We start from the raw sequence: 18,223 nt of genomic DNA on the forward strand, positions 1-18,223 counted from the left end.
GTACACAGCGCGGAGCGCTATCGTATCGAGAGCAGCACAGCAGCCACGGGCCCACGCCGGGTGTCGGATCAATGCGGGGTGCCCGTGCCGCCGCCCGCTTTGCCGCCACCACCGCGCCGCCGGTCCATCCAGGCGATGATCTCGCCCATGATGCCGCGGCGGAAGGCCAGCACGCAGATCACGAAGATCAGGCCCGTGACCATGGTGACGGACTCGCCCAGGGTCTTGAACCATTCCACGCTGGTCAACGCCGCCAGCAGGTTGCCGAACTCGCCGATCTTGTTCTCCAGCAGCACCACCACGGCCGAGCCGATGAGCGGGCCCGAGAGCGTGCCCAGGCCGCCCACCAGCGTCATCAAAATGACCTGGCCCGAGGCCGTCCAGTGCACATCGGACAGCGTGGCAAAGCCCAGCACCAGGGTCTTGAGCGATCCTGCCAGGCCCGCGAGCGCGGCCGACAGCACGAAGGCCAGCAGCTTGAAGCGGTGGGTGTCGTAGCCCAGCGAGATGGCGCGCGGCTCGTTCTCCTTGATGCCCTTGAGCACCTGGCCGAACGGCGAGTGGATGGTGCGCACGATGACAAGGAACGCCAGCACCACGATCACCAAGGCCACGTAGTACATGACCAGGTCGCTCTGCAGGCTGATCAGGCCGAACAGCTTGCCGCGCGGCACGCCCTGCAGGCCGTCTTCGCCGCCGGTGAAGGGCGCTTGCAGGCAGGCAAAAAACAGCATCTGCGCCAGCGCCAGCGTGATCATCGAGAAGTAGATGCCCTGGCGGCGGATGGCCAGCCAGCCGAACAGCAGGCCCAGCAGCGCGCCGCCGGCCGTACCCAGCAGCAGGCCGACCTCGGGTGTGAGGCCCCAGACCTTGATCGCATGGCCGGTGACGTAGGCCGCGCCGCCCAGGAAGGCCGCGTGGCCGAAGGACAGCAGCCCGGTGAAGCCCAGCAGCAGGTTGAAGGCCGAAGCAAACAGTGCAAAGCACATGAGCTTCATCACGAAGACGGGATAGGCACCCAGAAACGGCGCGGCGATGAGGCCCAGCAGCAGCAGGCCGTAGCCGATGGGGGCGATGTTCTTGAGGTTCATGCGAGCGGCCCCTGCTTACTTTTCTTTGCCGAACAGGCCGGCGGGGCGGATGAGGAGAACGATGACCATGATGACGAACACCACGGTGGAGGACGCTTCGGGATAGAACACCTTGGTGAAGCCTTCGATGACGCCCAGGCCCAGACCGGTGAGGATGGAGCCCATGATGGAGCCCATGCCGCCGATCACCACCACCGCGAACACCACGATGATGAGGTTCTGGCCCATGAGCGGCGTGACCTGGTAGACCGGCGCGGCCAGCACGCCCGCGAATGCGGCGAGCGCTGCGCCGAAGGCGTACGTCAGGGTCACCATCACGGGCACGTTGATGCCGAAGGCCTCCACCAGGCGCGGGTTCTCGGTGCCGGCGCGCAGGTAGGCGCCGAGCTTGGTCTTTTCGATCACGTACCAAGTGCCCAGGCACACGACCACCGACGCCACCACGACCCAGGCGCGGTAGTTGGGCATGATCATGAAGCCGAGGTTGGTGGCGCCCTCCAACAGCTCGGGCGTGTCGTAACCCAGGCCCGACACGCCGTAGATGGAGCGGAACACGCCTTCGATCAGCAGCGTGAGGCCCAGCGTGAGCAGCAGGCCGTACAGATGGTCGAGCTTGTAGATCCAGCGCAGCAGCAGGCGCTCGATCACCACCCCGAACAACCCCACCACCAGCGGCGCCAGCACCAGCATCCACCAGTAGTTGATGCCGAAGTAATTCATCGCCATCCAGGTGATCAGGGCGCCGGTCATGAACAGCGCGCCGTGCGCGAAGTTGATGACATTCAGCAGGCCGAAGATGACGGCCAGCCCCAGGCTGAGAATTGCGTAGAACGACCCGTTGACCAGCCCCAGGAGAAGCTGGCTGAGCAAGCCGGGCAATGAGACACCAAAGAATTCCATGGGAGGCAGGGCCAGGTGGAGAGGAAAGGGTTCAGAGCAGAAGGCGGGGCGGTCCGGCAGGCAGCAGCAGCAGCACTGCCGGAATCAAAAGGCCAGGGGCCGTGGAGGCCCCCGGGCTTGCGTCCGCGCTCTCAGGGGTTGGCTACTTCCAGAGCGCGCACTTGCTCTCGGCCTTGGTGGTGAACACCGTGTCGCCGGGCAGCTTCTTCACGAGCTTGTAGTAGTCCCAGGGCTTGGTGGATTCCGAAGGCTTCTTCACTTCCATCAGGTACATGTCGTGCACGTAGCGGCCATCCGGGCGCAGCTGGCCGGAGCCGAAGAAGTCGTTCATCTTCATGCCGCGCCATGTGGTCATGACCTTGTCGGCGTCCACGCTCTTGGCAGCTTCCACGGCCTTGAGATAGTTCATGGTGGCGGAGTAGTCGGCGGCCTGGATCTCGGTGGGCATGCGCTTGGTCTTCTCGAAGAAGCGGGCCGAGAACTTGCGCGTCTCGTCGTTCAGGTCCCAGTACCAGCTGGTGGTGAACTGCAGGCCTTCGGTGTTGCGCAGGCCCAGGCTGTGCACGTCGGAGATGAAGATCAGCAGGCCGGCGAGTTTCATGCTCTTGCCGATGCCAAACTCCTTGGCGGCCTTGATGGAGTTGATGGTGTCGCCGCCGGCATTGGCCAGCCCCAGGATCTGGGCCTTGGAGTTCTGCGCCTGCAGCAGGAAGGACGAGAAGTCCGACGCATTGAGCGGGTGGCGCACGGCGCCCACCACGTTGCCGCCCTTGGCCTTGACCACGGTGGTGGTGTCGGCTTCCAGCGCGTGGCCGAACGCGTAGTCTGCGGTCAGGAAGTACCAGCTCTTGCCACCGGTGTCGACGATGGCCGAGCCCGTGCCCTTGGCCAGCGCCACGGTGTCGTACGCATAGTGCACGGTGTAGGGCGAGCACTGCTCGTTGGTCAGCGCCGAGCTGGCCGCGCCGTTGTTGATGTACACGCGCTTCTTCTCCTGCGCGACCTTGGCCGTGGCCAGGGCGGTGCCGGAGTTGGTGCCGCCGAAGATCATCGTCAGGCCCTGGGTGTCGATCCATTCGCGCGCCTTCGACGCCGCGATGTCGGCCTTGTTCTGGTGGTCGGCGCTCATCAGCTCGATGGGCATGCCCAGCACCTTGCCGCCAAAGTCGTCGATGGCCATCTGGATGGCCACGGCACCGTTCTTGCCTTCGACGTCGGCATACAGGCTGGACATGTCGGTGATGAAGCCGATCTTGACCTTGTCCTGCGCGTGCGCCGCCGAGGTCGCCAGGCCCGCTGCGGCCAGCACCAGTGCCAGCGCGGTGAGTTGGTTCTTCTTCATGGATTGTCTCCTGTGGGTGTGGTGGTTGAAGAAAGGAAATGGGAGGAAGCGCCGGGCATCGGCCCCTCAGACGCCCAGCAGTTCGTTGAGCACGGGCATCTTCTCGGTGAGCTCGGAAGCGCCGAACTTCTCGACGATGCGGCCGTGCTCCATCACGTAGAAGCGGTCGGCCAGCGGCGCGGCGAAGCGGAAGTTCTGCTCCACCATGACCACCGTGTAGCCCTTCTCGCGCAGCATGGTGATCATGCGGGCCAGGGCCTGCACGATGACGGGCGCCAGGCCTTCGGAGATCTCATCGAGCAGCAGCAGGTTGGCCCCCGTGCGCAGGATGCGGGCCACCGCCAGCATCTGCTGCTCGCCGCCCGACAGGCGCGTGCCCTGGCTGTTCTTGCGCTCGGCCAGGTTGGGGAACATGGCATAGATTTCTTGCACCGACATGCCGGGCGTGTTGGTCTTGAGCGCTGGCGGCAGCAGCAGGTTCTCTTCGCACGACAGGCTGGAGAAGATGCCACGCTCCTCAGGGCAGTAGCCCACGCCCAGGTGTGCAATGCGGTGCGTGGGCATGTTCACGGTTTCCACGCCGTTGATCTTGACCGAACCCTTGCGCGCGCCCGTGAGGCCCATGATGGCGCGCATGGTGGTCGTGCGCCCAGCCCCGTTGCGGCCCAGCAGCGTGACGACCTCGCCCGGCTGCACGACGATGTCCACGCCATGCAGCACGTGCGATTCGCCGTACCAGGCTTCGAGGCCCTTGATTTCTAGTGCGGGCACACCGTTCTTGATTGGGGTATTTGCCATTTCAGTTATCCATTGCCCCGCACGCTGTCCGCCGCAACCGTCGCGATCGAAGCCAGCGCCCCCGCGCAAGGGCCGCCCCGCCGCGCTGGGGGCGTCCCCCTCCCGACTCGCGCAGCGAGACGAGAGAGGGGCTGAGGGCCGAGGCTCCAATCCTGCCTGCGCAGGATTGGACGTGCCCGAAGAGACACCGCCTCTGGCGGTGGCACCGAGGCGCGAAGCGACTCAGGGGGAGCTTCATCTAATGCGCTCCCTGCAGCTGGCCGTCGGTGGTGCCCATGTAGGCTTCCATCACCTGGGGGTTGCTCGACACTTCGGCGTACGGACCTTCGGCCAGCACGGCGCCGCGCTGCAGCACGGTGATGCGGTCAGCGATCGTGGAGACGACTTTCATGTTGTGTTCGACCATGAGGATGGTGCGCCCCGCAGACACTTTCTTGATGAGCTGCGTGACCCGGTCCACGTCCTCGTGGCCCATGCCCTGCGTGGGCTCGTCCAGCAGCATGAGCTCGGGCTCCATGGCCAGCGTGGTGGCGATCTCCAGGGCGCGCTTGCGGCCATAGGGCAGGTTCACCGTGACTTCATCGGCCATGTCGGTCAGGCCCACTTCGGCCAGCAACTGCATGGCCCGGTCATCGAGCTGGTGCAGGCTGCGCTCGCTGCGCCAGAAGTGAAACGACGTGCCGAGCTTGCGCTGCAGGCCCAGGCGCACGTTTTCGATCAGCGTGAGATGAGGGAACACGGCGGAGATCTGGAACGAGCGGATCACCCCACGCCGCGCGATCTGCGCAGGCTGCTCGCGGGTGATGTCGTGCCCGTTGAACCGGATGGTGCCCGAGGTGGGTGTGAGGAACTTGGTCAGCAGGTTGAAGCAGGTGGTCTTGCCTGCACCATTGGGGCCAATCAGTGCATGGATGGAGCCGCGGCGCACGGCCAGGTTCACATCACTCACCGCGGTGAATCCCTTGAACTCTTTGGTCAGGCTGTGGGTTTCGAGGATGACGTCGCTCATTGCGCCAGGGTCGCTCCGTAAGGGGGCTGAGAAAGAAAGCCTGGCAGGCCAAGGCTCCCGTGCGTACGTTGTGTCGCCGTGCATCGTATGCCTGCTTACCCTGCGGTAGATACTGGGACTAATGCCTATGTATTTACGCCTAAGCGACGTCCCGGATACCGGGCCCGCAACTGCGGCACACGCCGGCACGGGCTGGCCGCCTCCAACAAGGGTGCCGGCTGGCGACAGCGGCCATCAGCACATCGCACCCACATGCCAGCGCTCCGCCAGACCGCGCAGACCCGGCGCCTCGCTGGCGCCCCTACACTTCGCCCATGGCAACCCCTACCTCATCGCCGGCACGCGGCGCGCCCCGCTCCCTTGGCGGCCTTCTCCCGTTTCTGAGGCCCTACCGAGGCCGCATCGCACTGTCGGTGGTGTTCCTGGTGCTCGCGGCCCTGGCCACGCTGGCGTTTCCGCTGGCGCTGCGCAACCTGGTGGATTCGGGCCTGGTCAGCACCGACAAGGGAGCGCAGACCATGGCGCTGCGCAACCACTTCGAGGCGCTGTTCGCCGTGGCCGTGGCGCTGGGCGTGTTCTCGGCGGCGCGCTTTTACATGGTGAGCTGGCTGGGCGAGCGCGTGACGGCCGACCTGCGCAATGCCGTGTACGGCCACGTGCTGCGGCAAAGCCCGCAGTTCTTCGAGACCACGCAGACGGGTGAAGTGCTTTCGCGGCTCACGGCCGACACGACGCTGGTGCAGACGGTCGTGGGCTCGTCGCTGTCGATGGGGCTTCGCAACGCCGTGATGGGGGTGGGCGCACTGGCCATGCTGGTCTGGACCAACCCGTACGTCATGTCGATCGTTCTGGCGGCCGTGGTGCTGGTGGTGCTGCCCACGATGTGGATCGGGCGGCGCGTGCGACGCCTGTCGCGCGACAGCCAGGACCGGGTGGCGGACTCGAGCGCTATCGCGGCCGAGGTGCTCAATGCCGTGCCGGTGGTGCAAAGCTACACGGCCGAGCCGCGCGAGACGCACCGCTTCATGCAGGCCACCGAGAACGCCTTTCAGGTCGCCATCACGCGCAGCCGGGCCCGGGCACTGCTTGTGGCCTTCATCATCGTGGCCAACGCAGCGCTGCTGCTGTGGGGGCTGTACCGTGGCACCGAGGCCGTGCTGGCCGGCAAGATGACCGCCGGGCACCTGGGACAGACCGTGGTCTACGTGATCCTGCTGGCGGGTGCCGTGGCCGTGCTGGGCGAGGTCTACGGCGACCTGCTGCGCGCCGCAGGCGCCACCGAGCGCCTGATGGAGCTGCTGTCCAGCCGATCCCCCGTGGCGGACCCCGCGGCCCCCCGGGAACTGCCGCTGTCGGGCCAGGGCCTGGCGGTGGAGTTCGACAACGTGCAGTTCCATTACCCGTCGCGGCCCGACCAGCCTGCGTTGCATGACTTTTCACTGCACCTGGCGCCTGGCGAGACCGTGGCGCTGGTGGGCGCCAGCGGCGCCGGCAAGACCACGGTGTTCCAGCTGCTGCAGCGCTTCTACGATGTGGACACCGGCCCGGACGGCCGCCCGGCGGGCCGGATACGCCTGAACGGCGTGGACATCCAGGACCTGCGGCTGGCCACGCTGCGCGCCAGCACAGGCACCGTGCCGCAGGACGCGGTGATCTTCTCGGCATCGGCGATGGAGAACATCCGCTATGGGCGCCCGGATGCCACCGACGAGGAGGTGATGGCCGCCACGCGCGCCGCGTTTGCGCACGACTTCCTGGTGGCCCTGCCCGAGGGCTACGCCACCTTTCTGGGCGAGCGCGGCGTGCGCCTGTCGGGCGGTCAGCGCCAACGCATCGCGATCGCGCGGGCCATGCTCAAGGACCCGCCCTTGCTGCTGCTGGACGAGGCCACCAGCGCGCTGGACGCAGAAAGCGAACGCATGGTGCAGGCCGCCCTGGACACCGCCATGCAACGCCACACCGGTCGCCGCACGACCCTGGTCATCGCCCACCGCCTGGCCACCGTGCAGAACGCGGACCGGATCGTGGTGCTGGAGCACGGGCGGATCGTGGAGCAGGGAACACACACCGCCCTGCTCGCGCAAGGTGGCGTCTATGCGCGGCTGGCAGCCTTGCAGTTCACGGCCTGACCACGGGGCGGCGCCAGGCACAACGCTACTGAATTTATAGCTTTCAGCGTTTGCTGCTCAAGCTTCGGCGGCCAAAATAGCCCAAAAACCAGCCCACTACAGGCCGTGAGTCTGGCTGAACGACACCGACAGCGGTGGAGATACGGCGACGGCGACTGTGAAGCGAACCCGCTCGCTGCGGCAGCCCGCTACGCTACTGCAGGGTTTCCTTGGCGGCGGCAGGCAGAGGCAGCGGCATCACCGCAATGCCTTCTTCCAGCAGTTGCACCGCTTCATGGGGCGTGGCCTGGCCGCGGATGGCGCGCTCCTCGACCTCGCCATGGTGCATGCGCCGCGCTTCCTGCGCAAACCGCGAACCCACGTCCTCGGTGTTGGCGACGACCTTGCGGGCCAGCTCCAGCCAGGCGGCCTGCAGGGCCGGAGGCAGCATGCCCGCGTCGATGGGGGCTGCGTCGGACGGCGCCATCGAGCCTGCCTGCGCGCTTCTGGCAAGAGCCGATCCCGATGCTGCGGGTGGTGTTGCCGCAGGTTCCCGCGCGCCAAGGTTCAGGCGCGGCGCGCTCAGGCGCTTTTCGATGCGGTCGTCCGCGCACATCGGGCACTGCACCAGGCTGCGCTCCCGTTGGCTCTGAAAATCGTCCTCCGACGCGAACCAGCCTTCAAAGACATGGCCATGGCGGCATTGGAGATCAAGCACCTTCATGATGATGAAAGCAATGGCAGCAGACGGAACGGAACCGGGATCTGGATGCTATCGGTACCGCTGAATCAGCCGTGGCGCCGCAGCAGGTAGCGGTAGACGAAGCCCGGGAAGGCGAGCGTCAGGAACAGGGTGCCGGTGATGGCGTAGAACTCCCATCCCTGCGGCGCGATCTGCCCGGCACGGCGCTCCAGCAGCAGCGCAAGCCCGCCCACCATGAAGTACATCAGGACCAGCTCGGCCACCCGACCCGCCAGGGGCTTGTGCTGCGGGGCGGCAGGCCCCACCACCAGCCAGCGATGATTCACGAAAGGCAGGTTCGCGGCGATGAGCGCCGCGATGATGACCAGCCAGACCGACCCGGTAAGAGACACGGTGCGAAGAATCAGGCGCGAAACGAGCGGGCGCTCAGGTCGCCAGGGCGCGAACCACAGCGTCGGCGCACAGGGCCATCAAGCCGCCGGGCAGCAAGCCCAGCACCAGCAGCAGTGCACCGTTGAGCGTCAGTACCACGCGCACATCGGCAGGAGCCGACACGCTGGAGGCCGTGAGGGGTGCGTCGAAGTACATGACCTTGACGACGCGAAGGTAGTAGAAGGCACCAATGAGCGACATGATCACGGCGAAGACGGCCATGGCGATGTACAGGGTCTGGCCCGAGGCCACCAGCGCCTGCAGCACGGCGAGCTTGGCGTAGAAGCCCACCAACGGAGGAATGCCCGCCATGGAGAACAGGCACACGGCCATGATGCCGGCGTAGAGCGGGCTGCGTTGGTTGAGGCCGGCAAAGTCCGAGATCTCTTCGCTCTCGAAACCTTCGCGGGCCAGCAGCAGGATAACGCCGAAGGCGGCCAGCGTGGTCAGCACGTAGGTCACCACGTAGAACATCGAGGCGCTGTAGGCATTCTCGACAGCGGTGGCATCCACATTGCCGTTGACCACACCCGACATCAGGCCCAGCAGCACGAAGCCCATCTGCGAAATGGTGGAGTACGCCAACATGCGCTTGAGGTTGGTCTGCGCGATGGCGGCCAGATTGCCCACCAGCAGCGAGCCGATGGCCAGCACCGCCAGCATCTGCTGCCAGTCGATCGCCAGCGGCAGCAGGCCGTCCACCAGCAGGCGGATGGTGATGGCAAACGCCGCCAGCTTGGGCGCGCCGCCGATCATCAGCGTGACGGCCGTGGGGGCGCCCTGGTACACATCGGGAATCCACATGTGGAAAGGCACTACGCCCAGCTTGAAGGCCAGACCGGCTACCACGAACACGAGGCCGAACACCAGCACCTGGTGGCGGATCTGGCCGGAATTGACGGCCTTGAAGACCTGGCCGATATCGAGCGAGCCCGTGGCGCCATAGATCATCGACAGGCCATACAGCAGGAAACCGCTGGCCATGGCACCGAGCACGAAGTACTTCATGGCCGCTTCGGTGGCGGTGGCGTTGTCGCGGCGCAGGGCCACGAGCGCGTAGCTCGACAGGGTGAGCAGTTCCAGGCCCAGGTAGATCACGAGGAAGTTGTTGCCCGAGATCATGATGAACATGCCCAGGAGCGCGAACATCGACAGCGTGAACATCTCGCCGCCGCGCATCATGCCGCGGTCTGCGGCATAGGGCCGTGCGTAGACCAGGGTGATCATCATCGCCACGGTGGCAAAGCACTTGAGCCAGTTGCCCATGGCATCGCTCACGACCATGTTGCCAAAGCCGTAGAAGGTATTGCCGCTGCTGGCATACATGGCCTGCAGGGCCGCAACCACGGCCAGTGTGAGCATGGTCAGCACGTACGTGCCGGTGCGGCGGGCGCTGTGCACGCCCAGGTCGACCAGCGCGATCACGCAGGCCATCGTCAACAGCACGATTTCAGGGTAAATCGCAAGCCAGCTGATGTTGTCAATCATCTTCTTGAATCTCTCAGTTCAGCTTGGACAGCGCAACGTGCTTGAGCAGTTCCGCCACCGAGGTGTCCATCACGTCCGTGAACGGGCGGGGATACAGGCCCATGGCCAGCACGGCGATGCCCAGCACGGCCAGTACCAGGAACTCACGGCTGTCGATATCGGTCAGGCCCTTGACGTTGTCATTGGCCACGGGGCCCAGGTAAACGCGCTTGAACATCCACAGCGTGTAGGCGGCACCGAAGATCAGTGCAGTGGCCGAGGCCAGGCCGATCCAGAAGTTGGCCTTGGTCGCACCCAGGATCACCATCCACTCGCCCACGAATCCGGCCGTGCCCGGCAGGCCGCAATTGGCCATGGCGAACAGCAGCGCAAAGGCCGTGAAGTTGGGCATGGTGTTGACCACGCCACCGTAGGCTGCGATTTCACGCGAATGCACGCGGTCGTAGAGCACGCCGATGGACAGGAACATCGCGCCCGACACGAAGCCGTGGGCAATCATCTGCACCAGGCCGCCTGAGACGCCCAGGTCGTTGAAGATGAAGAAGCCCAGGGTCACGAAGCCCATGTGCGCCACGGACGAATACGCCACCAGCTTCTTCATGTCCTTCTGGACCATGGCCACCAGACCCACGTAGATCACCGCGATCAGCGACAGCGCGATCATCAGCCAGGCCCATTCGCGCGATGCGTCTGGCGCGATGGGCATGGAGAACCGCAGGAAACCGTAGGCCCCCAGCTTCAGCATGATGGCCGCCAGCACGGCGGAGCCGCCCGTGGGCGCCTCCACGTGCACGTCGGGCAGCCAGGTGTGTACCGGCCACATCGGCACCTTGACCGCGAAGGCTGCGAAGAAGGCGAAGAACAGCAGGGTCTGCGCACGGCCGCTCAGGGGCAGTTGGTGCCAGGTGGCGATGTCGAAGCTGCCGCCCGACTGGTTGTACAGATAGATCAGCGCGATCAGCATCAGGAGGGAGCCGAGCAGCGTGTACAGGAAGAACTTGAACGCCGCGTAGATCTTGTTCGGACCGCCCCAGATGCCGATGATCAGGTACATCGGGATCAGCGTGGCCTCGAAGAACACGTAGAACAGCATGCCGTCCAGGGCCGTGAACACGCCAATCATGAGACCGGAGAGGATCAGGAACGCGCCCATGTACTGGTTCACGCGTTCGGTGATGGACTCCCACGAGGCAATCACCACGATCACGGTGATGAAAGCGGTCAGCGGGACGAACCAGAACGAGATGCCGTCCACGCCCAGGTGGTAGTGCACGTTGAAGCGTTCGATCCAGGTCGCCTTTTCGACGAACTGCATCGCGGCGGTACCAAGCTTGAAACCCTCGTACAGCGGCAGCGTCACCACGAAGCCGATCAGGGCGCCGACCAGCGCCAGCCAGCGCACCGCGCGGGCGTGCTCATCCCGCCCAATGGCCAGCAGCAGCACACCGAAGGCGATCGGTGCCCAGATTGCAAGACTCAACAGACCCATTTGTTGTTTTCCTTATTTGATGAGCTGCAAGAAAGCGTCGCCCCAGACGAACCAGGTCATCAGCGCGAAGACACCCAGGATCATCACCAGCGCGTAGTGGAAGATGAAGCCGGATTGCATCCAGCGCACCACGCCGGAAACACCGCGCACGACCTTCCAAGAACCGTTCACCAGCGCACCGTCGATGATGGCCTGATCGCCCACCTTCCACAGGCCCACGCCCAGGGCGCGCGCGCCGCGCGCCAGGATGTTCTCGTTGATCCAGTCCAGGTAGTACTTGTTCTCGAACAGCGTGTAGATGGGCATGCAGATGCGCTTGATCGCAGCAGGCAATGCAGGGTTGACCATGTACATGTAGTACGACAGAGCCACGCCGGCCGCTGCCAGCCAGAAAGGCGCCGTCTGCAGGCCATGCACGGCCATGGCGACGGGGCCGTGGAAGATTTCGGCCAGCTTGGACATCGCGGGGTGCTTGGCGGCGTCGACAAAGATCACGTCCTTGAAGAAGTCGCCGAACAGCATGGGCTGGATGAACATGAAGCCCACCACCACCGACGGAATGGCCAGCAAGACCAGTGGCACGGTCACGACCCAGGGGGATTCGTGCGGCTCGTGGTGGTCGTCATGGCCGTGGCCATGGTGGTCGTCGTGGTGCGCATCGTGGTGCGCGTCCGGGTTCTGGTCGAAGCGCTCCTTGCCGTGAAAGACAAGGAAGTACATGCGGAACGAATAGAACGCCGTGATGAACACGCCGGCGAGCACCGCAAAGTGCGCGAAGTGCGCCGCCGGCAGGTGGCTGAAGTGCACGGCCTCGATGATGCTGTCCTTGGAATAGAAACCCGAGAACAGGGGCGTGCCGATCAGTGCGAGCGAGCCCAGCAGCGAGGTGATCCAGGTGATGGGCATGTACTTGCGCACGCCGCCCATCCAGCGGATGTCCTGGTTGTGGTGCATGCCCATGATGACCGAGCCGGCACCCAGGAACAGCAGCGCCTTGAAGAACGCGTGGGTCATCAGGTGGAACACGGCGACCGAATAGGCCGAAGCGCCCAGGGCCACGGTCATGTAGCCCAGCTGCGACAGCGTGGAATACGCCACCACCCGCTTGATGTCGTTCTGGATGATGCCCAGGAAGCCCATGAACAGCGCGGTGATGGAGCCGATGATCAGGATGAAATTGAGCGCGGTGTCCGACAACTCGAACAGCGGCGACATGCGCGACACCATGAAGATGCCGGCGGTCACCATGGTGGCCGCGTGGATCAGCGCCGAGATGGGGGTCGGGCCTTCCATCGAGTCGGGCAGCCACACGTGCAGCGGGAACTGTGCAGACTTACCCATGGCGCCGATGAACAGGCAGATACAGATCACGGTGATCAGCATCCAGTCGGTGCCGGGGAAAGGCAGGCCACCCAGCTCGCCGGCCTTGGCGAAGATCTCGCTGTAGTTCAACGTGCCGGTATAGGCTGCGATCAAACCGATGCCCAGGATGAAGCCGAAGTCGCCCACGCGGTTGACCAGGAAGGCTTTCATGTTGGCGAAAATCGCCGTGGGCTTGTTGAACCAGAAACCGATCAGCAGGTAGGACACGAGGCCCACGGCTTCCCAGCCGAAGAACAGCTGCAGCAGGTTGTTGCTCATGACCAGCATGAGCATGGAGAACGTGAACAGCGAGATGTAGGCGAAGAAGCGGTTGTAGCCGTCATCCTCTTCCATGTAGCCGATGGTGTAGATGTGCACCATCAGCGACACGAAGGTCACCACCACCATCATCATCGCGGTGAGGCTGTCGATCAGGAAGCCCACTTCCATCTTCAGGCCGCCCACCACCATCCAGGTGTAGAGCGTCTCGTTGAAGCGCGCACCATCCAGCGCCACGCTCTTGAGCGTCATAGCGGACAGAATGAAAGCGACGAGCACGCCCAGGATGGTCAGGGTGTGCGAGAGGCGGCGGCCGATCCAGTTGCCACCGAAGGTCGTGCCGAATATGCCGGCCAGCACGGCGCCCGCCAGCGGGGCCAGCGGCACGGCCAGGAGCGTTGAAGCAGAGAGGGTTTGACTCATTCTTGAGAACCTTGGGAATGCTGGTGACCCATCAACCCTTGAGGGTGTTGAGGTCTTCCGCGTTGATGCTGGACTTGTTGCGGAACAGGAGCACCAGGATGGCCAGGCCAATGGCCGACTCGGCAGCTGCCACGGTCAGGATGAAGAACACGAACACCTGTCCGTGCATATCACCCAGGTAGTGCGAAAACGCCACGAAGTTCATGTTGACCGCCAGCAGCATCAGCTCGATCGCCATCAGCAGCACGATCAGGTTCTTGCGGTTCAGGAAGATGCCGATCACGGCCAGCGCGAACAGCATCGCGCCCAGCGAGAGGAAATGGCCCAAAGTCAATGTCATGCTTTTTTCTCCTCGGCGGCAGGCTCGGCAGGCGCCTCGGGCGCTGCCTTCTGGGTGGCTGCAACCTTGACCACTTCCAGGCGGTCACCAGCGCGCACGCGGATCTGCTGCGACGGATTGATGGCCTTGCTGTCCTTGCGCTGGCGCAGGGTCAGTGCAATGGCGGCGATCATCGCCACCAGGAGAATGACAGCCGCGATCTCGACCGGGTACAGATACTCGGTGTAGAGCAGCTTGCCCAGTGCCTTGGTGTTGGAGTACTGCACCACCTGGCCAGCGGCGTCCACCGTGGCAGCGACGGCCTTGGGCTCGTCCATGCCGCGGAAACCGCTCATGAGCACGGCAGCCATCTCCAGGGCGATCAGCGCGCCCACGAAGGCCGCCAGCGGGAAGTGCTTCCAGAACCCCTTGCGCACGGTGTCGATATGGATGTCCAGCATCATCACGACGAACAGGAACAGCACCATGACCGCGCCCAGGTACACCAGCACCAGCGCGATGGCCAGGAACTCGGCCTTGAGCAGCAGCCACACGGCCGCAGCCTGCGAGAACGCAAGGATGAGGTACAGCACCGCGTGCACAGGATTGCGGGCGGTGATCACCCGGAAGGCCGCGAACAGCAGCACCACCGAGAAGAGATAGAAGAAACCAGTCTTGGCGTCCATGAATCGGGTCTTTATAGAAAGTCTGGCAAAGAGGCCGCGCTCGGCACCGCTCAGCGGTACTTCGCGTCCGCAGCCTTGGCTGCCGCGATTTCGCCTTCGTACCGGTCACCCACGGCCAGGAGCATGTCTTTCGTGAAGTACAGGTCACCACGCTTTTCGCCGTGGTATTCCAGGATGTGTGTCTCGACGATGGAATCAACCGGGCAGCTTTCTTCGCAGAAGCCGCAGAAGATGCACTTGGTCAGGTCGATGTCGTAGCGCGTGGTGCGGCGCGAGCCATCGGCGCGCACATCCGATTCGATGGTGATGGCCATGGCGGGGCATACGGCCTCGCACAGCTTGCAGGCAATGCAGCGCTCTTCACCGTTTTCATAGCGGCGCAGTGCATGCAGACCGCGGAAACGGGGCGACAGAGGTGTTTTTTCTTCCGGAAACTGGACAGTCACCTTGCGGCGGAAGGCGTACCGGCCGGTCAGGGCCATGCCCTTGACCAGTTCCACGAGCATGAAGCTCTTGAGGAAGTCTTTGATAGAGAAAGGTGCAGCAGCAACAACGGCAGTCATTTGTGTGTCCCCGCTTATTTCCAGATGTTCCAGGGCGAGAGCAGCCACCCGCCCACGAAGAGCAGATAGACCAGCGTCACCGGGATGAAGATCTTCCAGCCCAGACGCATGATCTGGTCATAGCGGAAGCGCGGGAAGGTGGCGCGGATCCAGATGAACATGGACACCACCAGGAAGGTCTTGAGGCCCAGCCAGATCCACCCCGGAATCCAGTTGAACAGCACGCTGTCGATGGGCGACAACCAGCCGCCCAGGAACATCAGAGCGGCCAGGATGGACACGAGCCACATGCTGGCGTATTCGGCCAGGAAGAAGATCGCAAAACCCATGCCCGAGTACTCGACCATGTGGCCGGCCACGATCTCGGCTTCGCCTTCGACCACGTCGAAGGGGTGGCGGTTGGTTTCGGCCACGCCGGATATCAGATACACCAGGAATATCGGCAACAGCGGCAGCCAGTTCCACGACAGGAAGGTCAGGCCCTTCTCGGCCGCCATGCCGCGGCTTTGGGACATGACGATCTCGGTCAGGTTCATGCTGTTGGAGACCATGATCACCACGAGGAAGCAGAAACCCATCGCGATTTCATAGCTCACCATCTGGGCCGAGGCACGCAGCGCACCCAGGAACGCGTACTTGGAGTTCGATGCCCAGCCGGCGATGATCACGCCGTACACCTCGATGGAGGTGATGGCCATCACCAGCAGCAGGCCGGCGTTGACGTTGGCCAAAGCCACATCAGGGCCGAAGGGAATCGCCACCCACGCGGCCAGGGCCGGCATGATGGCCATGACAGGTCCGAGCACGAACAGGCCCTTGCTGGCGGCGGTGGGCTGGATGATTTCCTTGGTCAGCAGCTTGAGCGCATCGGCGATGGGCTGCAGCAGGCCCATGGGGCCCACGCGGTTCGGGCCGTGGCGCACCTGCATGAAGCCGAGCAGCTTGCGCTCCCACAGCGTGAGGTAGGCCACGGCACCCATCAGGGGTGCCAGGATGCAGACGATCTTGATCAGCACCCAGAGCACGGGCCAGACGACGCCCGTCCACCAGCCGAAGGACAGCAGGTTCAGACCCGCGTTGTAGATCGCGTCGATCATGCGGCCGCTCCTTCACGTGCCAGGCGCGCGTCAGCGGTGAGCTGCAGCGACGTGGAACGGCGCACGAGGCCGTCGAGTTGATAGATGGACGCGACCACGGGCTCAGCGCTTGCAGCCTCGGTAGCAGGCACGGCCGCCGTCACCGCGTTCGACAACTGGGCTGCGGGCACCTGCGTGACCGTGCCGGCAGCAGCGTTGGTGGCGCGGGCCAGCACGTCCTGCGAAGCCTCGAAGTCGAAACCTGGCACGCCCAGCAGATTGGCCAGCACACGCAGCACCTTCCATGCAGGACGCGTATCTCCGAGCGGGCGCACGACTGCGTGGAAGCTCTGCAGGCGGCCTTCGGCATTGATGAAGCTGCCCGATGTTTCGGTGAATGGAGCAATTGGCAACAGAACGTCACTGAACTCCATGTTGGCCTTGAAGGGGCTCATGGTCACCACCATGTCAGCACCAGACAGCGCAGCAGCGGCGCTGGCACCGGCAGCCGAGTCATATACCGGCTCGGTGTTGAGCAGCACAGCCGCTTTCAGACCACCGGAGAGCATCTGGCCCGCATTCAAACCACCGTTGACAGGATGAGCACCCGCAAACTGCGCACCCACCGTATTGGCGGCTTCCGTCAGGTAGCCCACGGAAGCTCCCGTGTTCTCGCCGATCCAGTTGGCCAGCGCCAGGAGTTGCGTCGCCTGCGCGTGGTGCGCGGCAGCATTGCCCAGCAGCACGGCCTTGCGTTCGCCGCCGAGCAGCGAGCTGGCGATGGTCTGGGTCGCTTCAGTGGCTGCAGTGGCGCCTTGCGGAGCGGCTACGCCCTTTTCCTGGGCGATGGCTGCAGCGATGCCCCCCAGCGTGTGCAGCCATTCGCTCGCATCCTGCGCGACGAACGATTGCACGGGCATGGCCCAGTCGTAGGCCACGGCCGCGATGGCGCTGACCTGGCCGCCATGGCGCGCGGCTTGGCGGATGCGCTGCGCGAACAGCGGATGGTCCTTGCGCAGGTTGGAACCCACGACCAGAACGCGCTGCAGCGTGGACAGCGAAGCGATCGATGTGCCGAGCCAGCGGATGCCTTCAGGGGCAGCGAATTGGGCGTTGCGCAGGCGGTAGTCGATGTTGTCGCTGCCGATGCCGCGCACCAGGGCGCTGGCAAGGTACAGCTCTTCCACGGTGCTGTGCGGGCTCACCAAGGCGCCGATGCTGTTGGCGCCGTGGTCGTTCTTGATGTTCTTGAGGCCGTTGGCCACGTACTCCAGCGCCGTCTGCCAGTCGACTTGCTTCCACACCCCGCCCTGCTTGAGCATGGGCTGGGTCAGGCGGTCGTCGCTGTTGAGCGATTCGTACGAGAAGCGGTCGCGGTCGGCGATCCAGCATTCGTTCACGGCTTCGTTCTCGAGCGGAACGACGCGCATGACCTTGTGGTTCTTGACCTGGACAATCAGGTTCGAGCCGGTGGAGTCGTGCGGGCTGACGGAGCGGCGGCGCGACAGTTCCCAGGTACGGGCGCTGTAGCGGAACGGCTTGCTGGTCAGGGCACCTACAGGGCAAATGTCGATCATGTTGCCCGACAGCTCGGAGTCGATCGTGTCGCCCACCACGGTGGTGATCTCGGAGTGCTCGCCCCGGTGGATCATGCCCAGCTCCATCACACCGGCCACTTCCTGGCCGAAGCGCACGCAGCGGGTGCAATGGATGCAACGGCTCATCTCCTGCATGGAAATCAGCGGACCCACGTCCTTGACGGGCACCACGCGCTTCTCCTCCTCGTAGCGCGAGGAAGAGCCGCCGTAGCCCACGGCCAGATCCTGGAGCTGGCACTCGCCACCCTGGTCGCAGATGGGGCAATCCAGCGGGTGGTTGATCAGCAGGAATTCCATGACCGACTGCTGGGCCTTGATGGCCTTGTCGCTCTTGGTGCGCACGATCATGCCTTGCGTCACGGGCGTGGCGCAGGCGGGCATGGGCTTGGGAGCCTTCTCGACGTCCACCAGGCACATGCGGCAGTTGGCGGCGATCGAGAGTTTCTTGTGGTAGCAGAAATGCGGAATGTAGGTACCCGCCTTTTCGGCTGCATGCATCACCATGCAGCCTTCGGCGACTTCCACTTTCTGACCGTCCAGTTCAATTTCAACCATAT

16 protein-coding genes are annotated in these 18,223 nt (G+C 64.3%); 1 reads left to right on the top strand and 15 read right to left on the bottom strand.

The genetic code is table 11. The features are described from left to right. Positions 1-68: 68 nt before the first annotated feature. The 5 genes from KW835_RS20325 to KW835_RS20345 form a co-directional block, all read right to left on the bottom strand. Entirely contained in the window at positions 69-1,091 is a 1,023-nt protein-coding gene (locus tag KW835_RS20325; protein WP_218385793.1) for a branched-chain amino acid ABC transporter permease, read from the bottom strand. Positions 1,092-1,106: 15 nt separating this feature from the next. Continuing rightward, positions 1,107-1,991 (bottom strand): branched-chain amino acid ABC transporter permease, encoded by an 885-nt coding sequence (locus KW835_RS20330; RefSeq protein ID WP_218385794.1) that lies wholly within the window; start codon positions 1,989-1,991, stop codon positions 1,107-1,109. 142 nt (positions 1,992-2,133) lie between these two features. Continuing rightward, positions 2,134-3,333 (bottom strand): ABC transporter substrate-binding protein, encoded by a 1,200-nt coding sequence (locus tag KW835_RS20335; protein ID WP_218385796.1) that lies wholly within the window; start codon positions 3,331-3,333, stop codon positions 2,134-2,136. Between the two features lie 66 nt (positions 3,334-3,399). Then, positions 3,400-4,131 (bottom strand): ABC transporter ATP-binding protein, encoded by a 732-nt coding sequence (locus tag KW835_RS20340; RefSeq protein WP_218385798.1) that lies wholly within the window; start codon positions 4,129-4,131, stop codon positions 3,400-3,402. A 238-nt stretch (positions 4,132-4,369) separates the two neighbouring features. Next, the gene (locus tag KW835_RS20345; RefSeq protein WP_218385800.1) at positions 4,370-5,140 is read right to left on the bottom strand and encodes an ABC transporter ATP-binding protein; all 771 of its coding nucleotides are present in this window, start codon (positions 5,138-5,140) and stop codon (positions 4,370-4,372) included. 314 nt (positions 5,141-5,454) lie between these two features. On the opposite strand from KW835_RS20345, the gene KW835_RS20350 reads away from it, so the two are divergent. Next, positions 5,455-7,269: an ABC transporter transmembrane domain-containing protein gene (locus KW835_RS20350; RefSeq protein WP_218385801.1), complete on the top strand. Its 1,815-nt coding sequence runs from the start codon at positions 5,455-5,457 to the stop codon at positions 7,267-7,269. Positions 7,270-7,462: 193 nt separating this feature from the next. Here the strand turns inward: KW835_RS20350 and KW835_RS20355 are convergent, their stop codons facing one another. The 10 genes from KW835_RS20355 to nuoG all read right to left on the bottom strand — a co-directional run bounded on the left by KW835_RS20355 (position 7,463) and on the right by nuoG (position 18,221). Next, complete coding sequence (locus KW835_RS20355) at positions 7,463-7,972, bottom strand: DUF1178 family protein (protein WP_218385803.1); 510 nt, start codon at positions 7,970-7,972, stop codon at positions 7,463-7,465. Between the two features lie 65 nt (positions 7,973-8,037). Beyond that, complete coding sequence (locus tag KW835_RS20360; RefSeq protein ID WP_218385805.1) at positions 8,038-8,343, bottom strand: DUF2818 family protein; 306 nt, start codon at positions 8,341-8,343, stop codon at positions 8,038-8,040. 34 nt (positions 8,344-8,377) lie between these two features. Then, positions 8,378-9,871 carry an NADH-quinone oxidoreductase subunit NuoN gene (nuoN, locus tag KW835_RS20365; protein WP_218385807.1) on the bottom strand — a complete coding sequence of 498 codons (1,494 nt, stop codon included), beginning with the start codon at positions 9,869-9,871 and terminating at the stop codon, positions 8,378-8,380. A gap of 13 nt (positions 9,872-9,884) precedes the next feature. Beyond that, entirely contained in the window at positions 9,885-11,360 is a 1,476-nt protein-coding gene (locus KW835_RS20370) for an NADH-quinone oxidoreductase subunit M (protein ID WP_218385809.1), read from the bottom strand. Positions 11,361-11,372: 12 nt separating this feature from the next. After that, a complete protein-coding gene (gene nuoL / locus KW835_RS20375) occupies positions 11,373-13,424 on the bottom strand; it encodes an NADH-quinone oxidoreductase subunit L (protein WP_218385811.1) in 2,052 nt (683 codons plus the stop codon). A gap of 31 nt (positions 13,425-13,455) precedes the next feature. Continuing rightward, the gene (gene nuoK / locus KW835_RS20380; protein ID WP_005793248.1) at positions 13,456-13,764 is read right to left on the bottom strand and encodes an NADH-quinone oxidoreductase subunit NuoK; all 309 of its coding nucleotides are present in this window, start codon (positions 13,762-13,764) and stop codon (positions 13,456-13,458) included. After that, a complete protein-coding gene (locus KW835_RS20385; protein WP_218385813.1) occupies positions 13,761-14,429 on the bottom strand; it encodes an NADH-quinone oxidoreductase subunit J in 669 nt (222 codons plus the stop codon). The genes nuoK and KW835_RS20385 overlap by 4 nt, the downstream gene beginning before the upstream one ends. Positions 14,430-14,479: 50 nt before the next feature. After that, positions 14,480-14,992, bottom strand: a complete 513-nt coding sequence (nuoI, locus tag KW835_RS20390) for an NADH-quinone oxidoreductase subunit NuoI (protein WP_218385815.1) — start codon at positions 14,990-14,992, stop codon at positions 14,480-14,482. A gap of 14 nt (positions 14,993-15,006) precedes the next feature. Next, a complete protein-coding gene (nuoH, locus tag KW835_RS20395) occupies positions 15,007-16,089 on the bottom strand; it encodes an NADH-quinone oxidoreductase subunit NuoH (protein WP_218385817.1) in 1,083 nt (360 codons plus the stop codon). Further along, entirely contained in the window at positions 16,086-18,221 is a 2,136-nt protein-coding gene (nuoG, locus tag KW835_RS20400; RefSeq protein ID WP_218385819.1) for an NADH-quinone oxidoreductase subunit NuoG, read from the bottom strand. The genes nuoH and nuoG overlap by 4 nt, the downstream gene beginning before the upstream one ends. Positions 18,222-18,223: the final 2 nt, after the last annotated feature.

This window comes from Acidovorax sp. sic0104 (assembly GCF_019219095.1).
GTDB lineage: Bacteria > Pseudomonadota > Gammaproteobacteria > Burkholderiales > Burkholderiaceae_C > Acidovorax.